Raw genomic sequence first — 21,649 nt, 5'->3', positions numbered from 1 at the left:
GCCCGGGGCCCTGTCGCCCCGTTCGAGCGCCGGCGAGGGAGACTCCGGACCGGCCGCGCTGTCGGACGAGGGTCGGGGCGGGCACGCGGAAGCCTGCGCCCCTCTCCCCGCCGGCCCGACTCGTGGATCTTCACTCGCCTCTACCGGAGGGCTCGGCCGTCGGCGACCTGGCCGACCGGCACACCGGCGCGCGACGCGATCCCCGCTGTCGGCAGTCCCCTACCGGAGGGTGACGGCCTGCCCAGGGTCTGCCGGAGTTCGGTCAGGCTCCCGGGTGCAGCCCGAGCGAGCCCGGCGACGGGTCTCCCTCGACCTCTCCGAGGTAGAGGGCGAAGGTCTGCTTCCAGCGCTCGATCGCGGCACGGTCGGCCATGAAGCGCGGGAAGCCGTCGAGGTTCCCGTTCGGGTACTGCCAGATGGGCTTCAGACCCGTCGGAGGGGTGACATCCGTACGGACCGACCAGCCGTTGGTGGCGGCCTGCTGCTGCTCGGTGGACAGCCGCCAGTTGAGGTAGAGCTTGGCAGCGGTCTGGTTCTTGGCCTGCTTCGGGATCGCCGCCCGCTGCCCCCCAGGACATGAACGGCGTCGCCGCGTCGGGGAGCACCCACTTGACGGGCCCGGTGGCCAGGGCCGCTCCGGAGCCGCCGACGCCGATCGCCTTCTGGCCACTGGTGACGGCGTCTCGGGGGGTGAAGCTGCCGCGGGCGAACTGCACGTCCTGGGAGCCCAGTCGGGCCAGCCAGTCCCAGCCGTACTTCCGCACGTAGAGCGCGTACAGGTAGAGGACCGCGTCGTCGTCGTGCGGGTAGGAGGAGGCGATCTTCCCCTTCCACTTGGCGTCGACGAGGTCGAGCGGGCTGGTGGGCACGTCCGAACCGACCGCCGCCGGGCCGTACATGAAGCTGAAGGCGCTCACCTGCACGGCGACCCAGGCACCGTGCGGGTCCTTGAAGGGGGCGTACACCTTGGAGAACCCGGCCGGCTTGTAGGCGAGCAGACGGCCCTGCTCCTTCCAGCGCACGAAGTCCTGGACGGTCTGCAGCTGTACGACGTCGGGCACGAGGGTGTCGGTGGCGAACTGGTTGTCCACGCGGACGTCGTGGTACTTGCTGTAGTCGACGACCACCGTCAGATCGATCCCGGGAAAGCGGCTCTTGAAGCCGCTGCGGAGGCCGTCCGCCTGCGTCGAGACATCGCCGCCCGCGTAGATCACGAGCTTTCCGCCCTCCGCGAGGGCGGCCTGGTAGAGCTCGTCGAGCGTGCGGGTCTCCTCGGCGCCTCCTGTTGTCCGGGCGGTCGTGGACGCCGCGGCGGGGGAGACGGTGGCGGCGGCCGCGCCTAAGCCGAGCGCGGCACCCGCGCCGGTCACGAGCAGACGGCGTCGGCTGGGAATGCTGGTCATGTGGGGGAACCTTTCTGATGGGGGAATGAAGCGCCGGCCCGGCGGAGAGCTGGAGCACTGCGGGACGCCGGCAGCACGATGGGCGGCCTCGGCCAGGAGGGCCGGGACCAGGTCAGGAAGACAGATGCGGTGCGCGGCCGGAGGGGACACGGATGCGGTGCGCGGCCCGGGCGGCCCACTCCTCCTGGACGGCCGACGGCAGCGTCGGCCCCGCGGTGGCCACGAGGTGACGGGACGGAAGGCGAAGGGGGGACGGCGGCGACGCCTCGGTCAGCCCTCGGGTCTCGGCACGGTCCGGGTCACTGCTGGGCAACCGCACGGCACGGGACGCCCTGTCGCGGGCGGTGGGCCGCTCCCGCAGTGGGTCGAAGATCCAAGAGGTGTGCATGGCCCGCCCGTGCACCGCGACATGAGCCCCGATGCGCAGCGCATGGTGCACATCGGTTGAGCGGCGGGCCGGCGCAGGGCGTGGCATCCGCACCCCGGTCCCGGCACGGATGCCTCCGCGGACCTCAGAACATGGTGTTGTCGTTGGCGCTGTTCTCCGGCACCTCCTGGATCACGTCCCAGTGCTCGACGATCTTCCCGTCGGCGACGCGCCAGAAGTCGGCGACGGCCATGCCGCGGTCGCCGGGCTTGAGGTGCAGATTGCTGTGGGTGACCACGAGGTCCCCTTCGGCGATCGCACGCTTGATGTCCAGGCGCAGCTCGGGGAACTGCCCGCGCAGCCAGTGAACGTAACCGGCGAACGCCTGCGGGCCGTCCTGCGCTTCGGGGTTGTGCTGGGTGTAGGTCTCGCCGAGGTGCGCGGCGACGGCCTGCTCCGGCTGGTGGTCGTTGAACGCCTGCTCGTAGAAGGCGATCACGAGCGCCTTGTTGTCAGCAGCGGACACGGAAAACTCCTGCCTCGCGGTGGTTCGGGTGGTAGGGCTAGTAGGACTCCGTTAAGTTGCTCTGGCTCTTGGGTTCTGGCTGGTGGTGGATGTTCTGGGCAGGGGGCGGTGGCAGGTGGTGCAGGTGCCGGTCCAGCAGTTCAGCAGGTCCTGGATGGTGTCGAGGATCTGGTAGAGGGTGAGTCCGCTGTATCGGCTTTTGGGGCCAGGCGCTGTTCGGTGAGGAACGCGTGGGCGGCGGTGACCAGGGTGACGTGGTGGTGCCAGCCGGTCCAGGAACGTCCTTCGAAGTGGTCCAGGCCGAGGCCGTGTTTGAGTTCCCGGTAGTCGTGTTCTATGCGCCAGCGGATCTTGGCCAGGCGGACCAGTTCAGCGTGCGGGGTGTCGGCCGGCAGGTTCGACAGCCAGTAATCGGTGGGTGCTTCGGCGCCTTCGGGCCATTCGACCAGCAGCGTGACGTCGGGCAGGACACCGTCCCACAAACCCTCCTGCGCGGTGGCGGCGGCCTGGGCAAGGCGGCGGGACCGGACACCGGCCGGCCGCACGCGCAGCGCCAGAAAGCGCGAGCGCATCGGCCCGCGTGAGCCTTCACGCCAGGTCACCTCGGTGAAGGCCTGCCGCCCCTGGTCCGCCGCGAGCGCGGCCACCGGGGACGGCTTGTCGCGGTAGCGGGGCTGAGGCTTGCGGCCGTTGCCGGACCAGGGCGGGGCAGCGGGCACCGCATCGTGCGGGTGGACGGTCACGTCCGAGCGGATCGCCACCACGTAGCCGATGTTCCGACGTTCCAGCCCGTCGCGGAAGTCGGCGTTCTGCCCGTAGCCGGCGTCGGCCACCACCGCCGGCGGCACCAGCCCCCACCCGGCCAGCTCGTCGAAGACGTCCAGGGCCAGGCGCCACTTCTCCCGGTGCCCGACCTCCTCAGGAACCCCCGTCCTGCGTCGGCGGACCGGATCATCCGCCCACTCCCGGGGCACGAACAGGCGCCACTGCAGCGGACAGGACGCGGTGTCGGAGACCGCGTGCACGCTGACCGCGACCTGACAGCTGGCCTGCTTGCCCAAAGCCCCGCAGTACTGGTGAGCGACAGCGACCGACATCTTCCCGTCCTTGGGAAACGACACATCGTCGACCGCCCAGGCATCCGGGCCGATTCTCGGCACCATCCGTTCCGCGATCCGCCGCCGCACCGGCACGGGATCCCAGGTCGACTGGTTCACGAACTGCTGCAGGTTCTGCTCGTTGCCGTCCGGCAGCCGCGAGGCCATGGCCTGGATGGACTTGCGGCGACCGTCCACCATCAGTCCCCGCAGATAGCAGTCACTCTTGGCCCGCTGATCCTTGCGCGGCACCGACGCGAACACATCGGCCACGAACAACGCCAACTTCGCCCGGGCACGGTTCACTTCATGTGCATCCACACACCCACCATGCCCCCAAACAGCACCGCGAGACAGACCTAACGGAGTCCTACTAGTCGCTCATCGCCTCGCGGACGAGTGCGGTGTCGACGAACTGTTCGAAGCGGACGATGAGGCCGCCGCGTACGACGAAGTGGTGGGCGACGCGGACGTCGACGGGCTTGCCGGTGGCTTTGTTGGTGGCGGTGTAGCGGGCGAGGACGACGACGTTCTCGCCGTCGACGACGTAGGTGTCGTCGTGGGCGGTCCAGCCGTCCCAGTCCTGGCCGAGTTTCTCCATCACGTGGGCGGTGACACCGTCGGGGGTGCGGTAGGTGCCGGCGAGGGGGAAGCCGGCCATCTCCGTCCATTCCACGTCGGGGGCGAGGGTGGCGCGCAGGGCTGCCAGGTCGCCGGCGGCGGAGGCGAGGTACTGACGCCGTACGACGTCGGCGGGGGCGGTGGAGGTGGTGGTGGACTCGCCCATGTTCAGCCCCACTTCATCTCGCCCTTGGCGACCTTCGCGCCGATCTGGGCGGCGATGAGCATGCCGTTGTCGGGGTAGCGCTTGACGAGGGCTTCGGTGAGGGAGGCGCCGTCGGCGGCGTTGTCGAGTTCCTCTTCGAAGGCGAGGAGGTAGGCGCGGGTGGCGGCGATCGCGGAGGCGTCGGCCGGGGTGCCGGGCAGGCGGTGGCCGGGGACGACGAGCTGCGGGTCGAGGGCGGTCATCTCGTCGAGCAGGTCGGTCCAGGCGGCGCGGTCGCCGGGGGTGGGGGTGTCGGCGACCCAGACGTGTTCCTGCTGGAAGAGCAGGACGCCGCCGAGGAGGGCGCGGTGCTCGGGCTGCCAGAGGTAGTGGCGGTCGGGCAGGCCGGCGGGGCCGCCCCTGAGTTCGAAGCGGTGGCCTTCGAGGGTGAGGTCGCCGGTCAGCGGGGTGAGGTCGACCAGGCGGGTGGGGAGGTTGGGGCCGAGTGCGGCCCAGGCCTTGAGCTTGCCCTCGTAGGAGTGCTGGATGTGGTCGATGACGATCGGGGTGGCGACGAAGACGGCGTCGGGGAAGGCGTCGGCGATCACTTCGGCGCCGAAGTAGAAGTCGGGGTCGGCGTGGCTGATGAAGACGGTCGTCAGCTGCTTGCCGGAGTCGAGGATCTCGGCGGCCAGCCGGTGGCCGTCGGCGCGGGTGAATGCGGCGTCGACCAGCAGGGCTTCGGTCTCGCCGGTGACGAGGGTGGCGGTCTTGTTCTTGCTGCCGGCCGGGAAGTCGAGGTCGAGGACCTTGAAATCGAGCGTGCTCATGCGGAACTCCTTGAGGGGGGATGGGGCAGAAGAAGGAAGTCAGGTGACGGCCAGGGCTGCGAGCCGCTGATCGACCTTGTCGGCGGTGGCGTGGCCGTGGGCCAGGGATGTGACGGCATCGCCGTCCATCGCAAGCAGGGTGGGGAAGCCCGTGACGCCCAGTCCGGCCGCGCGGTGGAAGTCGTCTGCCGCCGCTTTCGGCGCCTCGGGGCCCTCGAAGGCACAGACCACGGCGTCGGCGTCGAGCCCGGCCGCCCTGGCGACCCCGTAGTAGGTGGCCGCCTCCGACAGGCTGAGGCCGTCGACGTAGAAGGCGTGCTGGAGAGCCGCGGCGAGTTCCGGCGCGCGGTCGGGGGCAGCCCGGCGCAGGGCGGCGACACCGCGGGCGGCGGCCTCGGAGTCCATGACGAACGAACCGTCGGCGATCAGCCGCTCGTAGCCCTCGCCGAACTCGGCCCCGGTCAGCTCCGCGATCTGCGCGTTCGCACCCTGGACGTAGCCGAACTCGCGGATCGGCACCCGGCGCGCCCCGGTGAACAGACCGCCGGAGACCACCTCCACCGGCAGCCCGGGGTGGCGGGAGACCACCTCGCGCAGCGTGGCGGAGAAACCGTGGGACCAGCCGCAGTAGGCGTCGAAGACGTAGACCAGCTTCATCGAGGACCTCGGCAAGGACGTGTGCCCGCCGTGTGCGAGCAATTCACCTGACGAAACAGTATCTGAATCCTCAAGTATTTTCGACTCGTGCGAGGTGGACCATGGGTCCGACTCGTGCGAGATGGACCATGGGTGTGACTGAGGTCAGTACACCGGCGCTCCGCAGGTCCGCCGGCTAGGGCAGCCGTGGCAGCACGTCACGAGCCGCATGACTGAGCACGCGGAGATCCTCCGCGAAACGCTCGCGGTCCGGTGCGGGAAGCGGCTCCACGAAGTACCGCTTGATGTTCTCCAGGTGCACCAGAGACGCGCGTACGGCCGTCTCCTCACCCAGCGGGGTCAGCCGCACCAGCTTCCCGCGCCGGTCGGTGAGGGATTCCGCGCGCGTCACGAGACCCGCCGCCTCCATACGATCCACCAGCCGGGTGGCGCCGCCGGTGGTCAGGACCTGCTCCTGGGCGATGGCCCGCATCGAGAGACCCGGCTCCTCCGCCCGGCCGAGGATCAACAGCACCTCGAACATCAGATGGCTGATGCCGCACTCCACCTCGAGCGCCCGGCCGAGAATGTACTCCAGCCGATTGGCCGCCCCCTGCAGCCGTCCGAACGCCAGAATGAGCTCGTGGTCGGCAGCCTCCTTCGCCGTCCTGATCTCCGCTTCCTCGCCCACGGCCGCGCCGCCCCTCTCGTCGTCCCGGTACCCACCGTACCGATCATGACGGCTCGACCAGTCGAGCGACAGCGGCTCCGTCGTTCGGGCTGTGCGACGAGCCCGGGCGGAGCCGGGCGGCCGCCTCCCCCACCCGACGGTGCCAGGGCCTCCCGCCTTCGGTTCGCAGAGCGATCCCGAGCCGGCAGGAGGCCCGTCGGGCCGTCGACGACGGATCGACGCAGCCGCTCAGTTGATGCGGACGATTCGCCAGAGCTGGTCGTCGTTGCTCAGGTCGTTCCACTGGACGACCGGAGCGCCGTTGCTCGTGGAGGACTGGGCGATACCGGCGTTGAAGCCGCTGTTGACGTTCCTGAGCTTGTAGTAGCCGTCGCCCGCGTCGGTGAGGGTCCATTTCTGTGAGTCGACGGTGGAGGGTGTGTTCTGGACGACGGCGGCTCCCGCGGTGGTGGAGCCGCTCCCGATGTCCAGGTTGAGGTTGCTGTTGACGTTCTTGATGGTCCAGGCTCCGCCGCCCGCGGACTGGAAGGTGAACAGCTGGCAGAAGCAGCCGGAGTTGTTCCACTGCTGGACAGCCGTGCCGGTGGCGGTGGAGGCCTGGGGGATGTCGAGGTACCTGCCGCTGTTCTTGTTGACGAGGACGTACTGCCCGGTGCCCAGCGGGGGCAGGGCGGTCTGGGTGAAGTCCCAGCGCTGGCAGTCACAGTTGGTGCCGCTCCACTGGACGGCCTGCGTTCCCACGGCCGTGGAGGCACCCGGGATCTCCAGGTACTTGCCGGTCACGCGGTTGGTGATCGTGTAGCCGCCGGCGGGGTGCGGGGCGACGGCCCATTCGTGGTCGAGGGTGCCGTTGTCGTCCCACTGCAGGATCCTCGCGCCGTCGGCGGTGGACTGGTTCTGTACGCCCAGTACCTTGCCGCTGGCCACGTTGAAGATCTTGAAGTAGCCGGACGGCTGCTGGGCGAAGCGCCACCTCTGGTCGGTGCCGTTGGTGGTGGTCTGCTGGGTCGCCCCGGTGCCGTTGGTGGTGGAACCGCCGGCGATGGTGAGCTTCAGGTCGCTGTTCGCGTTGGACAGGGTGTAGGTGGCGCCGTTGGAGATGCCGCCGCCCAGGTCGACGACGCTGTACGTGACCGGGTTGAGGCCGGTGCTTCGCCCGCGGCCCCCGCTGAGCACCATCAGGCTGTGGCCGTCGGCCAGCGGGAGCATGCCCCGGCTGTAGCCCCTGGCGACGTTGGAACGCATACGGGTCCAGGCGTTCGCCGCGCCGTTCTGCGTGTTGACGAACAGATCGTCCTGGGTGTCGCCGCTGACGACGAGGGTGCCGTTCGGGCCGCCGGCGGGCAGCCAGGTGACGAAGGGCGCGCCGCTGGGGATGGTGCCGTCGGTCGACCGCAGCACCTGGCCGGGGGCGGAGAGGAACGCCTCGGGGTCCGAGGAGATCTTGTAGTACACGGAGCAGCCACCTTCGGGCGCGCCGCAGTACTCGTACGTCATGACGTAGTTGCCGTTGGGCAGCCGGGTGACCACGGGCATGCCGGGGCGGGCGGCGTAGGTCGGTACCGCCACGTCGTCCACGACCGGGCCCCAGTTACGGATGTCCGTGGAGACCTGGTGGACGAGCTTCTGGCCGTGGTCGGGGTCGCGCTGGTCGGAGTAGTAGACGATCAGCTTGTCGCCGGAGACGAGGAAGAAGGGCTCCCACACCGGCGTGTAGCCGTTGCTGGATATCGCCCGTCCACCGGTGGCGATGTTGGTGATGAAGCTCCAGGTCTGGCCGCGGTCGGTGCTGGCATAGACATCGATCTTGATGGCCGCGCGGTCGGCGGGAACGGAGGCTCCGGCAGCGAGGATGGTGCCTGCCGGGAAGCCGCCCATGGCCTTGGGGAGTTCGAAGAGCTCGGGCTCCCAGCGCATGCCCCAGCCGTTCTGGGTGTCGGCGACGTCCGAGATCTTCGTCCAGGAGTTGCCGTTGTCGGTGCTGCGGTAGATCGGGAAGACCGGTGTGCCGTTGGTGTACTGCTCGAACGTCGACAGAATCGTGCCGTTGGCCGAGCCGTTGTGCTGCAGACGCATCGCCCGCGGATAGAGCGAACCGGGCGAGGGCGCGTCCGCCGGCGGCGTGTACAGGGTCTGCGACGGGCGGGCCTCTGCCTCCGCCCGGCCCGCGGCGGGAAGGGCCAAGGTCGCTACCGCGACGATCAGGGACAACAACAACGTGAGGAGGGAGAGAGGACGGGAACGCGGAGCGGCGCCGGGTCTGGCGCCTGTCTGCGCAGGGGACATGTGCGGCTCCCAAGGGAAGGGATGGGGATGTTTTCGGTGCCCGCCGTGGCCCGCGGTATCCAGGCGGAGCGGCGGAGTCAATGAGCGGCGTCGATGAACGGCGTCGATGAACGGCGTCGGCCGGTGCGACGCCGGAGTGCGGACGGCGTCGCAGTGCCTCGCAGTGCCTCGCAGTGCCTCGCAGTGCCTCGCAGTGCCTCGCGGTGCCTCGCGGTGCCGATGCCGCCGACGGCCGCGCGGTGAGTCGGCCGTCGGGACCGGCGCAGGGGACGGTCGGGCCTGCGGCCGGGCGCCCTGCCGAAGACGGGGATGGGTGCTGCTCAGACGGCCGGAGGCGCCGTCCGGCCGTGCGGGGCCGGCGGGGGCGCGGTCGAGCCGCGGACGACGAGTTCGACAAGTGGCTCGCTCGCCGCGGGCGGCTCGGTGTGCGGCTCCTCGATGGCGTGCACGAGTAACGTGACCCCTTCCCGTGCCGCGGCGTCGAAGGGCTGACGCACGGTGGTCAGGGGCGGGGTGACGTGGGCGAAGACGGGGTTGCCGTCGAAACCGACCACGCTGATGTCCTCCGGCACACGCCGGCCGGCCTCGCGCAGGGCGTGGATCACGCCGATGGCCATCTCGTCGCCGGCCGCGAACACCGCGCTCACGCAGCTGTCCGCAGCGAGCCGGCGGCCTGCCTCGTAACCGGAGTCGGGTGACCAGTCCCCCTCGATCACGGGGGGTTCGTACGCCCCCCGGGCCGCCAGCGCCGCCCGCCAGCCCTCCGTACGGTCCTTGGAGGCGTACCACCGTCGTGGACCGGCGAGGTGGTGAACGGTCGTGTGCCCCAGATCCAGCAGGTGGTCGGTGGCGGCCCGCGCCAGTTCGTGGGCGCCGACGCTGACGCTCAGGGTGCGGGCGGATGCGAAGGCCGGCGGCGCGCCCAGGAAGAGGACCGGCACGTCGACCTCGAGGGACACCTCTCCTTCCACAATGGGCTCGGAGACGACGATGCCGTCCACGCCCTGTTCGAGGAGCGAGGTCACAGAGCCGGCGATGCCGTCGGGGTCGCCGTCCACCGTGTTGACCACCCGCAGTGCGTAACCGGCGTCCCGCACGGCCTTTTCGACACCCACGAGGAGCGAGGCGGTTCCGTATCCGGCCGTGCCCAGGGCGACGACACCGATGGAACGGTTGCGCCCCGAGGCCAGCGCCCGCGCCGCGTGGTTGAGCCGGTATCCGAGTCCCTCGGCGGCGTCGAGGACGCGTCGGCGGACCTCGTCGGAGACATACGGCTCGTCGTTGAGGACCCGCGACACCGTCTTGCGCGAGACACCGGCCGCACGAGCCACGTCCTCACTGCGCGGCGCGGACGCCTCCGCGCCCCGCCCCACCACTCGCGCCATGAGAACTCCTGTCGGTCGGGCATATGCCTGCATCAGGCGAGGTCAGCAGTATGACCGCGCGGTCACTGACCGCGCGGTCATATCTACTCAGCCGGGAGGTCGCCCGTCAAGAGCACACACAGCGCCACTTCCGTCCACGCGGCATTTCCCAGGTCGGCGCGCACGCCATCGAGGGGGTCTTGACAGCGGGTCGCCGGACCGTTCACTCTTCGACGCGTCCACCCGATCGACCACGTTCGATCGCGTTTACTTCTGGTCGAATCAGCGACCGCTTCCCGTCATGCCCCTTGAGCCGATGCACCATGCCCGGGACATGACAGCCCCTCAGGAGCCGAAATGCGCCATTCATCCCTTGGTCAGTCCCTCCCGGGTACCAGCCGCCGCACCGTGGTGCGCGGACTCGGTGGGGCCGTTCTACTCGGTGCGGGCGCTCCCCTGCTCAGCGCCTGTGGCGGCAGCGGCGGCACGGCCGCCGACCCGAAGTCCGTCAGCCTCGGCTCCAACGCGTCGGACGCGGTGCCGAAGAAGGCGTTCGCCGAGATCTACGCGGCCTTCAAGAAGCGGTCCGGGATCGCGGTCGACGTGAACACCAAGGACCACAACACGTTCCAGGAGCAGATCAACACCTACCTGCAGGGCACGCCGGACGACGTGTTCCACTGGTTCGCGGGCTACCGCATGCAGTTCTTCGCGGCCAAGGGCCTCGCCACGCCGATCGACGACGTGTGGAAGACGATCGGGGGCAACTTCCCCGAGGCGATGCAGAAGCTCAGCAAGGGCGAGGACGGCAAGTACTACTTCGTGCCGCTGTACACGTACCCCTGGGCGCTCTTCTACCGCAAGAGCGTCTTCCAGCAGTACGGCTACGAAGTCCCCACCACCTGGTCCGACTTCATCGCCCTGTGCAAGCGGATGCAGAAGGACAAGCTGGTCCCGATCGCCTTCGGCGACAAGGACGCCTGGCCCGCGCTCGGCACCTTCGACCAGATCAACTTCCGTACCAACGGCTACGACTTCCACGTCGAGCTGATGGCGGGCAGGGCCTCCTGGACCGACGCCAAGACCCGCGCCGCCTTCGACAACTGGGCCGAGATCCTCCCCTACCACCAGGAGGGCGCCGTCGGCCGTACCTGGCAGGACGCCGCGCAGACCCTGGTGGCGAAGAAGGCCGGCATGTACCTGCTGGGCAGCTTCGTCGGGCAGCAGTTCACCGACCAGGCCGACCTCGACGACCTCGACTTCTTCGCCTTCCCGGAGATCGACCCGGCGTACGGCCAGGACACCGTCGAGGCCCCCACCGACGGCTTCATGCTCAGCAAGGCCCCGAAGAACAAGGCGGCCGCCGTCGAGCTGCTGGAGTTCCTCGGCACCCCCGAGGCCGAGCAGATCTACCTCAAGGCCGACCCGAACGTCGTGGCCGCCTCCACCAAGGCCGACACCTCCTCGTACACGCCCCTGCAGAAGAAGGCGTACGAGATGATCAGCGGCGCCAAGAGCCTCACCCAGTACATGGACCGCGACAGCCGCCCGGACTTCACCTCCACGGTGATGCAGCCGGCGCTGCAGAAGTTCATCCGCGACCCCAAGGGCGTCGACAGCCTGCTCTCGTCCATCGAGCGCCAGAAGAAGACGATCTTCGCCTCCTCATGACGACGACCGAGACCCGCACCGACCACCCGGCCATCCCGGAGGCGTCCACCGTGCCGCCTCCGGGCTCGGCCCACGTCCCCGCCCAGAAGGTCCCACACGGCCACAAACGCCTGCTCACCCGGCGCGACCGGCTCACCCTGGGCCTGATGGCGGGCCTGCCGACGATCCTGCACGTGGCTCTCGTGTGGGTGACGGCCCTGGCCTCGATCGCGCTGGCCTTCACCACCTGGGACGGCATCGGCTTCGACCGGATCCAGTGGGTCGGGCTGCAGAACTTCAAGGAACTGTTCGAGCAGAACCCGCAGTTCTGGCCCGCCGTCCAGCACAACGTCATCTGGTTCGTCGCCCTGATCCTGGTCCCGACCCCGCTGGGCCTCTTCCTGGCCGTACAGCTGGACAAGAAGATCCGGTTCAGCCGGGTGTACCAGACGGCCTTCTTCCTGCCGGTCGTCATGTCGATGGCCGTCATCGGATTCGTGTGGCAGCTCGTCTACAACCCCGACACGGGCCTGATCAACAGCCTGATCGGCGCCAACGAGCCGGGCACGTACATCGACTGGATCGGCGACCCCGACCTCAACCTCTGGGCCATCCTCATCGCCGCGTCCTGGCGCCACGCCGGCTACATGATGATCCTCTACCTGGCCGGCCTGAAGGGCGTCGACCCGTCGCTGCGGGAGGCCTCGTCCCTGGACGGCGCCAACGAGTGGCAGACGTTCAAGAACGTCATCTTCCCGACCCTGCGCCCGACGAACACCGTCGTCCTGGTCGTCACCATCATCGAGGCCCTGCGCGCCTTCGACCTGGTCTACGTCTTCAACGGCGGCGCCGAGGGCACCGAGCTGCTGTCGATCCTCGTGACCAACAACATCATCGGTGAGTCCAGCCGCATCGGATACGGGTCGGCGATCGCCGTCGTCCTGCTGCTGATCTCGCTCGTCGTGATCATTCCGTATCTGATCAGCACCTTCCGGAAGGAGCGGAGCGCATGAGCACCACCGTCGTGACCCAGGGCCGTACGCCGCCGCGCCCCGCCCGGATCCTGCTGCACGTCTTCCTCGCGGGTGCGGCTTTGGCGTGGCTGGCGCCCCTGCTGTGGGCCCTGTACGCCGCCATGCGCCCGTACGGCGAGACCAGCGAGAAGGGCTACGTCTCGTGGCCCGACAAGCTGAGCCTGGACAACTTCACGAACGCGTTCACCCAGTCGGACATGACGCACTACTTCGTGAACACCCTGATCATCGCCGTCCCGGCGGTGCTGCTCACGCTGTTCCTGTCGTCGATGGTCGCCTTCTACGTCAGCCGCTTCGACTTCCGCGTCAACATCTTCCTGCTCCTGGTCTTCACGGCCGGCAACCTGCTCCCCCAGCAGGTCATCATCACCCCGCTGTACCGCCTGTACCTGCTCATCGACATCCCCGGCATCACCATGTCCGGCAAGCTGTACGACTCCGCCCTCGGCCTGGTCCTCATCCACGTGGCCTTCCAGTCCGGGTTCTGCGCCTTCGTGCTCAGCAACTACATGCGCTCCCTGCCGCACGAGCTGACCGAGGCCGCCCTCGTCGACGGCGCGTCGGTGTGGCGCCTGTACTGGCAGATCGTGCTGCCGCTGTGCCGCCCGGCCATGGCAGCCCTGGCGACCCTGCTCTCCATCTGGATCTACAACGACTTCTTCTGGGCCCTCGTCCTCATCTCCACCGGCGAGAACATGCCCATCACCTCGGCCCTGAACAACCTCTCCGGCCAGTACTTCACCGACCCCAACCTGGTCGCCGCCGGCGCCCTGCTCACCGCCATCCCCACCCTGATCGTCTACTTCGCGCTCCAGCGGCAGTTCGTCAGCGGCCTGACCCTGGGCGCCAACAAGGGCTGACAGGCCCACCTCCCTCCCCCATCACCACTCGGAGTACCACCAGTGAGCACCGCACGCCGCCTTCGCCTGCCCGGAATCGCCTACGGAGGCGATTACAACCCCGAGCAGTGGCCCGAGGAGGTCTGGGCCGAGGACATGCGCCTGATGCGCGAGGCCGGGGTGACCATGGTCAGCGTCGGCATCTTCTCCTGGGCGCTGCTCGAACCGTCCGAGGGCGTGTACGACTTCGGACGCATGGACCGGATCCTCGACCTCCTCCACGAGAACGGCATCGCCGCCGACCTGGCGACCCCCACCGCCGCCCCGCCCGCCTGGTTCTTCCAGGCGTACCCGGAGGCGCTGCCGGTCGACCGGGACGGCCGCCGGCTGTCGTACGGCAGCCGCCAGACCTTCTGCCCGTCGAGCCCCGCCTATCGCGAGGCGGCCCTGCGGATCGCCCGCGCCCTGGGCGAGCGGTACGCCGACCACCCGGCCGTCGTCATGTGGCACGTCCACAACGAGTACGGCTGCCACAACGACGCCTGTTACTGCGACACCAGCGCCGCCGCCTTCCGTACCTGGCTGCGCGCCCGCTACGACGACCTCGACGCCCTCAACCACGCCTGGGGCACCACCTTCTGGAGCCAGTGGTACTACGACTGGGACCAGATCCTGCCACCCCGCGCCACCGCGGCCCCGCCGAACCCCACCCACCAACTGGACTGGCGGCGGTTCTGCTCCGACGAGCTCCTCTCGCTGTGCACCGCCGAACGCGACGTGCTGCGCCGGGCCGCTCCGGACCTCCCGGCGACCACCAACCTCATGGTCCTGCGCACCTTCGACGCTCTCGACTACTGGCGCTGGGCACCGGAGTTGGACGTCCTCTCCAACGACCACTACCTGATGTCCGACGACCCGGAGGCGGAACTCGACATCGCCCTCAGCGGCGACCTGATGAGGTCGCTCGCCGACGGCCCGTGGTTCCTCATGGAGCACTCGACCGGCGCCGTGAACTGGCAGTCCGTCAACCGCGCCAAGCAGCCGGGAGAGATGCGGCGCAACGCCCTGGCGCATGTGGCCCACGGCGCCGACGGCATCGCCTTCTTCCAGTGGCGTGCGGCGAAGGCCGGCGCCGAGCAGTGGCACTCGGCGATGCTCCCGCACACCGGTACCGACAGCCAGATCTGGCGGGACGTCGTCCAACTGGGCGCGGACCTGAAGGCCTTGGCCGAGGTGCGGGACTCCACCGTCGCGGCGCAGGTGGCGATCGTGTGGGACTGGGACGCCCGGTGGGCGCTGGAACTGCCCTCCCAGCCCAGCGGCGAGCTGCGCTATCAGGACCTGGTGCGCGACTGGTACACACCCCTGTGGCGGGCAGGGGTAGCCGTCGATTTCGTACGCCCCGACGACCCCGGACTCGACCGCTACAAACTCGTCCTCGCCCCGTCGCTGTACCTGGTGGCGGAGGCGGCCGCGGCGAACCTCGCACGGTTCACCGCCCGCGGGGGCACACTCGCCGTCGGCTTCCACAGCGGCATGGTCGACGAGAACGGCCACGTGTACCTGGGCGGCTACCCCGGCGCGTTCCGCGATGTGCTCGGCGTGGTCACCGACGAACTCTTCCCCCTGCTGCCGGGAGAGACGGCCGGCCTGACCGGCGCCGTGCCCGCGGGCGCCACGGCCGACCTGTGGTCGGAACGAGTCCGGCTCGCCGGCGCCCAGGCCGTCGTCTCCCACGCGGACGGCCCCCTGGCCGGCCACCCGGCCGTCACCCGGCACCAGCACGGCAACGGCACCGCCTGGTATCTGGCCACCCACCCCGACCAGAACACGCTCGCCGCCCTGCTCCACCGCGTTCGCCAGGAGGCCGATGTGACACCGGAGCATGAGGCGCCCGCCGGAGTCGAGGTGGTCCGGCGCCGCGGCACCCGGGCCGACTACCTGTTCCTCATCGACCACACCGGAAAGGGCGCCGAAGCGCCCGCCGAAGGCGTCGAACTCCTCACCGGCACACCGGTCACCGGCACCGTCACCGTCCCCCCGGGAGGCGTCGCCGTGGTCCGCGAGCCCCACTGACCCGTCCGCGGCCCGCCTCGCCGATGACGGCGGCCCGTTCCCGCCACCGGCGAACTCCCCGTCCTCGGCAGGACGTCCCACCGGTCCCTGATCAGGTGGAAGACCGACCGCTTCGGCCGGGCGGCCGCCTGATCGGGTTGGGCAGGGGCAGATACCGCGCGTCCGCGCCGTCCGCTCCCGTCCATCTCAGCAGCAGATTCGTCTTGCCCGGCAGCGTGGGCGAGTCGAGGAGGCCGGCGATCTCCGGTACCTCCTCGTGGCACCCCAACCGCCTCCGTACGGCGGGCCAGGGATCGACCCCCGGGTGGTGTTCGACCAGGGCCGCCGCGATCTCCAGGAGGTTGTTGACGAAGAGGCAGTAGACCAGCCGTTCCCAGCCCGCCTCGCGCGTCACGTCCGGGAGGAGCTTCACGCCCTCGGCGTCGCGGTAGACGGCCCGCACGGGCGTGCCCGAGGGGTCGCAGGCGATGACGGTGTTCTGCAGGTGGGCCTCCAGGACGACGCCATGGCCGTGGAAGGCGTCGAGAGCCGGGGGGACGACCGCGCGCAGATACGCCTCCCACCAGGCCTCGGGATCGCCCGCGCGGGCCAGCGGGTTGCCGGGGAAGGCCTCCGCGCTCTCGGTGAGGGCGGCGGCGAGGAAGGGCGTGGCACCGGCGGGCACATGGCCGCCCAGTCCGTCCCTCACCAGGACGGCCAGTTCCTCGAACGCGAAGTCGGCGGTGCGGTAGCCCCGGTCGCTCAGCCAGGCGGCCGGCAGCCCCGCGAAGGCCTCGGTGACCGCACGGTCCGTCCGGCGCAGTGCGAGCAGGTCGTGGCGCCACAGCCGGCGGATGTCGTTGGTGATCCGCACGTCCAGGCTGAACTTGAGGAAGAGATCGGCCGGGAGAGCGCCCCCGGACACGGTGCCGGACACGGTGCCGGGCAGGGTGTCCGGCACGGCCTCGGGTACGTACACCGTGCGGATCGCCGCCGTCGGCCACACCTCGCCATCCGCCGGGCCCAGCCGTACGAGGCGGCCGTCGGCGAACGCGTCGGCCAACTCCCCTCCCACCAGGTCGAGTTGCCAGGGGTGTGCGGGAAGGAGCCGATAGCCGGGCGGCGCCGAGCCCAGTGTGTCGAGGGCGGTGGTGTCGCCCTCCTCGACCACCGCGTCCTCGCGGACACCGAGGAGGACCAGCGGGAAGCGGGCGTACGCCTCGGGCGCGTACGGCAGCCAGCCGGCGACGGGGCCGCCGCCTCGGGCCTTGGGGGCGGGGTGGAAGGGATGGCCGGTGATCAGGGACTGCTCGGAGCGCCGGTAGGGGTCCTCGGGCGCCGGAGCGTGGGCGCGCGCGGCGAGGATGGCGGCCACGGCCTCGCGGCTGTCGAGCATCTCGGCGGGCAGCTCGGAGTTGGACAGGCCGGTGAGGGCGCGGAGTTCCTCGGCGGCGAGTTCGACGAGTTCGGTGTGGGTGAGCGGATGCCAGGCTCCCGCCGTGCGCACCTCGGGGTGCGCGGGGCGGCGCGTACCGCGTACGCGCAGGACCCGACCGCCGGCCCTGAGGCGGTGCACTCCGACCGCGCCCGACGACTCGACCGGCTCTCCCGCCTCCCGCAGAAGGCAGTTGAGCAGGGGTGCGGCGGCGTGGGCGTCGGCGGCCGAGCCGATGCTGTCGCGGGGCGGGTTGGCGTCCACGGGGTCCATTCGTTCCATACGGTGCACTCGTGATCAGTATGTCTGCCCGTCACGCTTCGTCGCGAAGCGGTCGTGCGCCGTCCCGGCGGGAAGCGGCCGTGATCCGTCCCGTTCGGGGACGGGTCGCACGGGCCGCCGTCGCGAAGCGGCCGTGTGACGTTTCGCCGCGCCGCCTCATGCGTCGCGGTGGTGGCGGGCGGGCAGTGGTCGTACGCCGATGTCGACGCGGGTTCCCTGTCCGTCCCGCCCTTCCCCTGCCCCTCTGCCCCCGCACCACCCCGTCCCGCACCCGAGGAGCCCGTCCGTGGACCGTCCCCCGTTGTCCGACGCCGAGGCGGCGCTCGGCGCCGACCTGGGCGCCGTACGCCCCGATCTGACGCTGCCGTACACGTCCGCGCTGCCCGGCGCCCGGGCGGCCGTGCTGTCCCGGCTGTGGCGGGGCCTCGTCCATGAGCCGGTGCCCTGGGTGGTACGCCGGGACGCGGCAGGGGGCGACGGGGTCACGCTCCACCTCGCCGACGGCCGCCGACTGCACGGCCCGGCCGTGGACCCGTACGGCACCGCCGCCCGCGTCGAGGACGTGTGGTTCGACGAGCGGTCGTACGATCGTCCGGCGCGGCTCATGACCGCCCTGGCCGTTCCGCACAGCGCCGCCTTCGCCGCCGAACTCGACCACAGTGTTGCCTCGTTGGCGCTGTCCCGCGCCAACCGGACCGCTCCGGCGGCCTCCTTGGACAGCTCGTCCGCGAGGGAGAGCTGGGAGTGGGAGCAACTGATCGTCGACGGGCATCCCTTCCACCCCAACTGCCGTTCCCGGCCCGGCTTTTCGGCAGGCGACCAGCTCGCCTACGGGCCGGAGCACCGGCAGGTGGTGCGGCTGGGGCTCGCGCCCGTGGAGGACGCGTTGGTCGTCGGAGAGTGGCCGGAGGCGTGGCGGGAGGCGTGGCGGGACGGTGGCCGGGTGCTGGTCCCGGTGCATCCGTGGCAGGCGGCGCATGTGCTCAAGTCCCCCTTGGGGGAGGTGATCGAGGCCCATCCGCTGATGTCCCTGCGCACCCTCGCCCTCCCGGACGGCGGACCGCACGTCAAGACCGCGCTGAGCGCCCGGCTGACCTCCTCCGTGCGGGACATCTCCGCCTACTCGATCGAGACCTCGGCGATCGTGTCGGACTTCATGGCCGAGGTCTCCGCCCGCACCGACGGGTTGCTGCACGTGACCCGCACGGTCGGCGCGGTCACCGCCGGCTCGCCGGATCTGGCGGCGGTGCTGCGCGAGTCGCCGGAGACGTACGCGGACACGGCGACGGGTGAGCGGGTCCTGCCGGTGGCCGCGCTCGCGGAGACCGAGTTGCCCCGGTCGCCTTCCTGGCTGGCGGACTTCACCCGTCTCACGCTCACGGTCGCCCTCCGGCTGCTCGACCTGGGTGTGGCCCTGGAGGCGCACGGCCAGAACCTCCTGGTGGTCCTGTCCCCCTCGGGTGCCCCCCGCCGCCTCGTCTACCGCGACCTCGCGGACATCCGCGTCAGCCCCGCCCGCCTCGCCCGGCACGGCGTTCCGGCCCCCGCGATGACCGGCCGGATCATCACGGACGACGAGACCACCCTGCGCCGCAAGCTGTTCGGCGCCCTGATCACGGGCACGCTCGGTGCCACGGCCGGTTCGACGCCCGTACTGCGCGAGGCTCTCTCCCTCGCCGTACGGGATCTGCCGCGCACCCCCGATCTGGGCACGCTGCTGGAGGGGCCCGTACCGACGAAGGCGTTGACGCTGATGCGACTTTCGCCGGAGCGGCCCGGCGACATCTGGGCGGAACTGCCGAGTCCGCTGCGGTGACCAGTGGAGGTCGGCGGGGCCGGAGGGGGCCGGGTTCGCGTCGTCCGTCCGGTGAACGGACCGTCAACAGGGGGTCTCGTTTTGAAGGGTGACCCTCCGGATCAATAGGATCCGCCGATGATCACAAGACAACGGCTGACAGCAGGTGTGTTCGTCCTGCTCGCCGTCCTGACGGCCGGGATCGCGGTCCCGTCCACGGCCGTCGCCGACGAGACCACGGCCACCGCGCCCAAGGTCAACCTCCTGCTGGACGTCAGCGGTTCGATGCGGGCGAAGGACATCGACGGCCAGTCCCGCATGGCCGCGGCGAAGCAGGCGTTCAACGAGGTGCTGGACGCCACGCCCGAGGAGGTCCAGCTCGGCATCCGCACCCTGGGCGCCGACTACCCGGGCGACGACCGGAAGACGGGCTGCAAGGACACCGCGCAGCTCTACCCGGTGGGGCCGCTGGACCGCACCGAGGCGAAGACGGCGGTGGCGACGCTCACGCCGACGGGCTGGACCCCGATCGGCCCCGCGCTGCTGAAGGCGGCCGACGACCTGGAGGGCGGCGAGGGCACCAAGCGCATCGTGCTGATCAGCGACGGCGAGGACACCTGCGCCCCGCTCGACCCGTGCGAGGTGGCCCGCGAGATCGCGGCGAAGGGCATCGGCCTGACCATCGACACACTCGGCCTGGTCCCGAACGCCAAGATGCGGCTCCAGCTGAGCTGCATCGCCGAGGCGACCGGAGGCACGTACACGTCGATCGAGCACCGCGACGAACTCACCGACCGCGTCAACCAGTTGGTCGACCGGGCCGCCGACCCGGTGGTCGTACCGAAGGCCGTCGAGGGCGCCGACGCGTGCGCGCGGGCGGAGACGCTCGCGTCGGGTCTGTACACCGACCGCGAGGAGTTCGGCCAGGAGCGCTGGTACCGCGTGGACGTGAAGCCGGGCCAGGAACTGCGCGTCTCGGTGAGCGTCGGGGCCGACCGTGACGTCAACCCGGACTACGGCGTGCTGCTGCGTGCGGTGACCACGAAGAACCGGGAGATCGTACGCGGCGACGCGGCCGGCAACGGCCGTACCGACGTCATCTCGACCGGTCTGCGCTACCCCAAGGCGGAGGCCGAGGACGAGGAGGACGAGGACGTCGCCGAGACGGTCTGTCTCCAGGTGACCCACTCCTACTCGCCGGCGAGCGGCGTGAAGACCACGCCCGGTCTGCCGCTCGAAATCACCATCGACGTCGTGGACGGCCCCGACCAGGCCGCCGATGTCGCCTCCTTCGGCCTCGGCCGCGGCTGGTGGCTGCTCGGCGTGCTGGTGCTCGCCGGATTCCTGGCGGGTGTGCTGTGGGGCTGGCTGTCACGCTGGCGGCTCGCGGTCTGGAGGACCAACTGATGCGGATCACAAGCGTGTTGCGTACGAGGACCACGCCGTCCCGGCGTACGAGGACAGGACCGGCCCGGCGTACGAGGACCGCGGTGGCCCAGGTGGCGACGGCCGCGCTCCTGCTGCTCGGTGCCGCCGTCTCCCCCGCCGTCGCCGACTCCACGCCCCCCGCGAGCCCCTCGGAGGACGGTGACGCGCCCACGGAGGCGGGCACCTCCTTCCGTACGGCCACGGAGTTCGAGCAGGGGCAGACCGCTACGGCGAGCGCCTCGACCGGCGACTACCTGTACTGGTCGTTCCCGGCCGACGCCGGACAGCGGCCCACGGTACGGGCGAGCGTCAAGCTGCCCGAGGGGGCCGAGTCCTCCTCCACCTGGCAGATCGACGTGTACGACGGACTGCGGCGCCGCCAGGCCTGCCAGTACGGGGCGCAGACCCGGACCGCGGGGGCGGAGGCCGGCTCCGTCGAGCTGTCCTGCACCCTGCGCACGGTCCGCGCCTGGTCGGAGCAGTGGGCCGACGACCCGCTGCCGGGCACGTACTACGTCCGCCTGACCACGACCCGGCTGGCCACGGCCGACCTGGGTCTGCCCGTCGACACCGAGGTCGAGGCCGACTCCGAGGACATGGGCGGCGCCGCGGCCGTGGACGGCTCGCTGGCGCAGCCGTTGGTGCCGGGCATCGCCGTCACCTCGTCCCAGGACGACGAGGACGACTCCTCCGCCGGGGCCGTCCTCTCCTCCCTCGAACCCGACGACGGCTGGGCCTCCGGCTGGTGGAACGACCGCTGGCTCTGGACGGCGCTGGGCGCGGCGCTGGCAGCGCTGGCAGGGATCGGCGGCTACACCCTGACACGCGGCTCAGGCCGCCCGGCCCGGGTGCCGCCGCCGGGTGCCTGACCGGTCGCGAAAGGCCCGCCGAACCAACGTGGTTCGGCGGGCCTTTCGCTGGGGCCGCGCGCCCTCAACCGTCATCCGCGGGCCCGGTGGGGGCTGGTCGCGCAGTTCCCCGCGCCCCTGAAAAGCAGGGGCTACGCCCCGTGCTTTTCGTCCCGCAGGACCAGGGTTCTCCAGGCCCGCGGAGCCGTGCTCCGTCAGGCCCACAGAGCCGTGCTCCTTCAGGCCCGCAGGGCCTGGTCTTTCAGGGGCGCGGGGAACTGCGCGACCAGCCCCCACCGGACCCGCAGCCGAAGACG

Annotated in this window: 17 protein-coding genes and 1 pseudogene; 7 read left to right on the top strand and 11 right to left on the bottom strand. The window is 70.6% G+C overall.

The genetic code is table 11. The features are described from left to right. Positions 1-262 precede the first annotated feature (262 nt). The 10 genes and pseudogenes from OG202_RS39155 to OG202_RS39110 all read right to left on the bottom strand — a co-directional run bounded on the left by OG202_RS39155 (position 263) and on the right by OG202_RS39110 (position 9,987). Positions 263-1,403: pseudogene (locus OG202_RS39155) on the bottom strand (ABC transporter substrate-binding protein). Between the two features lie 112 nt (positions 1,404-1,515). Beyond that, positions 1,516-1,791 carry a hypothetical protein gene (locus OG202_RS39150; protein ID WP_327727092.1) on the bottom strand — a complete coding sequence of 92 codons (276 nt, stop codon included), beginning with the start codon at positions 1,789-1,791 and terminating at the stop codon, positions 1,516-1,518. A 124-nt stretch (positions 1,792-1,915) separates the two neighbouring features. Then, on the bottom strand, positions 1,916-2,296 hold the full coding sequence (locus OG202_RS39145) for a nuclear transport factor 2 family protein (RefSeq protein WP_326575103.1): 381 nt from the start codon (positions 2,294-2,296) through the stop codon (positions 1,916-1,918). 140 nt (positions 2,297-2,436) lie between these two features. After that, entirely contained in the window at positions 2,437-3,714 is a 1,278-nt protein-coding gene (locus OG202_RS39140) for an IS701 family transposase (protein ID WP_328224276.1), read from the bottom strand. Between the two features lie 52 nt (positions 3,715-3,766). Beyond that, positions 3,767-4,180, bottom strand: a complete 414-nt coding sequence (locus OG202_RS39135; RefSeq protein WP_328224303.1) for a nuclear transport factor 2 family protein — start codon at positions 4,178-4,180, stop codon at positions 3,767-3,769. 2 nt (positions 4,181-4,182) lie between these two features. Beyond that, positions 4,183-4,989, bottom strand: coding sequence for an MBL fold metallo-hydrolase (locus OG202_RS39130; RefSeq protein WP_326575107.1), 807 nt, complete (start codon positions 4,987-4,989; stop codon positions 4,183-4,185). 39 nt (positions 4,990-5,028) lie between these two features. Continuing rightward, positions 5,029-5,646 carry a DsbA family protein gene (locus OG202_RS39125; protein WP_326575109.1) on the bottom strand — a complete coding sequence of 206 codons (618 nt, stop codon included), beginning with the start codon at positions 5,644-5,646 and terminating at the stop codon, positions 5,029-5,031. A 175-nt stretch (positions 5,647-5,821) separates the two neighbouring features. Then, positions 5,822-6,316, bottom strand: a complete 495-nt coding sequence (locus tag OG202_RS39120; RefSeq protein ID WP_326575111.1) for a MarR family winged helix-turn-helix transcriptional regulator — start codon at positions 6,314-6,316, stop codon at positions 5,822-5,824. Positions 6,317-6,544: 228 nt separating this feature from the next. Beyond that, positions 6,545-8,602 carry an RICIN domain-containing protein gene (locus tag OG202_RS39115; RefSeq protein WP_328224302.1) on the bottom strand — a complete coding sequence of 686 codons (2,058 nt, stop codon included), beginning with the start codon at positions 8,600-8,602 and terminating at the stop codon, positions 6,545-6,547. A gap of 320 nt (positions 8,603-8,922) precedes the next feature. Beyond that, positions 8,923-9,987 carry a LacI family DNA-binding transcriptional regulator gene (locus tag OG202_RS39110; RefSeq protein ID WP_326575115.1) on the bottom strand — a complete coding sequence of 355 codons (1,065 nt, stop codon included), beginning with the start codon at positions 9,985-9,987 and terminating at the stop codon, positions 8,923-8,925. Positions 9,988-10,323: 336 nt separating this feature from the next. Here OG202_RS39110 and OG202_RS39105 point away from each other — a divergent pair, with 336 nt between their 5' ends. The 4 genes from OG202_RS39105 to OG202_RS39090 are packed head-to-tail and all read left to right on the top strand — an operon-like array spanning position 10,324 to position 15,565. Then, positions 10,324-11,637, top strand: coding sequence for an ABC transporter substrate-binding protein (locus tag OG202_RS39105; RefSeq protein ID WP_328224301.1), 1,314 nt, complete (start codon positions 10,324-10,326; stop codon positions 11,635-11,637). Further along, on the top strand, positions 11,634-12,629 hold the full coding sequence (locus OG202_RS39100; RefSeq protein WP_326575118.1) for a carbohydrate ABC transporter permease: 996 nt from the start codon (positions 11,634-11,636) through the stop codon (positions 12,627-12,629). Before OG202_RS39105 ends, OG202_RS39100 begins: the two co-directional genes overlap by 4 nt. After that, the gene (locus tag OG202_RS39095; RefSeq protein ID WP_326575120.1) at positions 12,626-13,510 is read left to right on the top strand and encodes a carbohydrate ABC transporter permease; all 885 of its coding nucleotides are present in this window, start codon (positions 12,626-12,628) and stop codon (positions 13,508-13,510) included. The genes OG202_RS39100 and OG202_RS39095 overlap by 4 nt, the downstream gene beginning before the upstream one ends. A gap of 42 nt (positions 13,511-13,552) precedes the next feature. Continuing rightward, positions 13,553-15,565 carry a beta-galactosidase gene (locus OG202_RS39090; RefSeq protein ID WP_328224300.1) on the top strand — a complete coding sequence of 671 codons (2,013 nt, stop codon included), beginning with the start codon at positions 13,553-13,555 and terminating at the stop codon, positions 15,563-15,565. A gap of 91 nt (positions 15,566-15,656) precedes the next feature. Here OG202_RS39090 and OG202_RS39085 read toward each other — a convergent pair whose 3' ends face one another. Further along, a complete protein-coding gene (locus tag OG202_RS39085) occupies positions 15,657-17,252 on the bottom strand; it encodes an IucA/IucC family protein (RefSeq protein ID WP_328224770.1) in 1,596 nt (531 codons plus the stop codon). A 295-nt stretch (positions 17,253-17,547) separates the two neighbouring features. Between OG202_RS39085 and OG202_RS39080 the strand changes: the two genes are divergently transcribed. The 3 genes from OG202_RS39080 to OG202_RS39070 all read left to right on the top strand — a co-directional run bounded on the left by OG202_RS39080 (position 17,548) and on the right by OG202_RS39070 (position 21,353). Continuing rightward, entirely contained in the window at positions 17,548-19,077 is a 1,530-nt protein-coding gene (locus tag OG202_RS39080; protein ID WP_327727105.1) for an IucA/IucC family protein, read from the top strand. 117 nt (positions 19,078-19,194) lie between these two features. Beyond that, on the top strand, positions 19,195-20,463 hold the full coding sequence (locus OG202_RS39075; RefSeq protein WP_328224299.1) for a VWA domain-containing protein: 1,269 nt from the start codon (positions 19,195-19,197) through the stop codon (positions 20,461-20,463). Beyond that, positions 20,463-21,353, top strand: a complete 891-nt coding sequence (locus tag OG202_RS39070; protein WP_405895647.1) for a hypothetical protein — start codon at positions 20,463-20,465, stop codon at positions 21,351-21,353. Before OG202_RS39075 ends, OG202_RS39070 begins: the two co-directional genes overlap by 1 nt. Positions 21,354-21,649: the final 296 nt, after the last annotated feature.

Origin of the sequence: Streptomyces sp. NBC_00310 (genome assembly GCF_036208085.1) — a bacterium.
Taxonomy (GTDB): Bacteria; Actinomycetota; Actinomycetes; order Streptomycetales; family Streptomycetaceae; genus Streptomyces.
This window is presented reverse-complemented; position numbering and strand designations above follow the sequence as displayed.

Bases quoted from the DNA above. Each gene is read 5' to 3' on its own strand.
- OG202_RS39150 (WP_327727092.1), bottom strand. From the start codon at position 1,791: ATGCACACCTCTTGGATCTTCGACCCACTGCGGGAGCGGCCCACCGCC.
- OG202_RS39135 (WP_328224303.1), bottom strand. From the start codon at position 4,180: ATGGGCGAGTCCACCACCACCTCCACCGCCCCCGCCGACGTCGTACGG.
- OG202_RS39130 (WP_326575107.1), bottom strand. From the start codon at position 4,989: ATGAGCACGCTCGATTTCAAGGTCCTCGACCTCGACTTCCCGGCCGGC.
- OG202_RS39125 (WP_326575109.1), bottom strand. From the start codon at position 5,646: ATGAAGCTGGTCTACGTCTTCGACGCCTACTGCGGCTGGTCCCACGGT.
- OG202_RS39115 (WP_328224302.1), bottom strand. From the start codon at position 8,602: ATGTCCCCTGCGCAGACAGGCGCCAGACCCGGCGCCGCTCCGCGTTCC.
- OG202_RS39110 (WP_326575115.1), bottom strand. From the start codon at position 9,987: ATGGCGCGAGTGGTGGGGCGGGGCGCGGAGGCGTCCGCGCCGCGCAGT.
- OG202_RS39105 (WP_328224301.1), top strand. From the start codon at position 10,324: ATGCGCCATTCATCCCTTGGTCAGTCCCTCCCGGGTACCAGCCGCCGC.
- OG202_RS39100 (WP_326575118.1), top strand. From the start codon at position 11,634: ATGACGACGACCGAGACCCGCACCGACCACCCGGCCATCCCGGAGGCG.
- OG202_RS39095 (WP_326575120.1), top strand. From the start codon at position 12,626: ATGAGCACCACCGTCGTGACCCAGGGCCGTACGCCGCCGCGCCCCGCC.
- OG202_RS39085 (WP_328224770.1), bottom strand. From the start codon at position 17,252: ATGGACCCCGTGGACGCCAACCCGCCCCGCGACAGCATCGGCTCGGCC.
- OG202_RS39075 (WP_328224299.1), top strand. From the start codon at position 19,195: ATGATCACAAGACAACGGCTGACAGCAGGTGTGTTCGTCCTGCTCGCC.
- OG202_RS39070 (WP_405895647.1), top strand. From the start codon at position 20,463: ATGCGGATCACAAGCGTGTTGCGTACGAGGACCACGCCGTCCCGGCGT.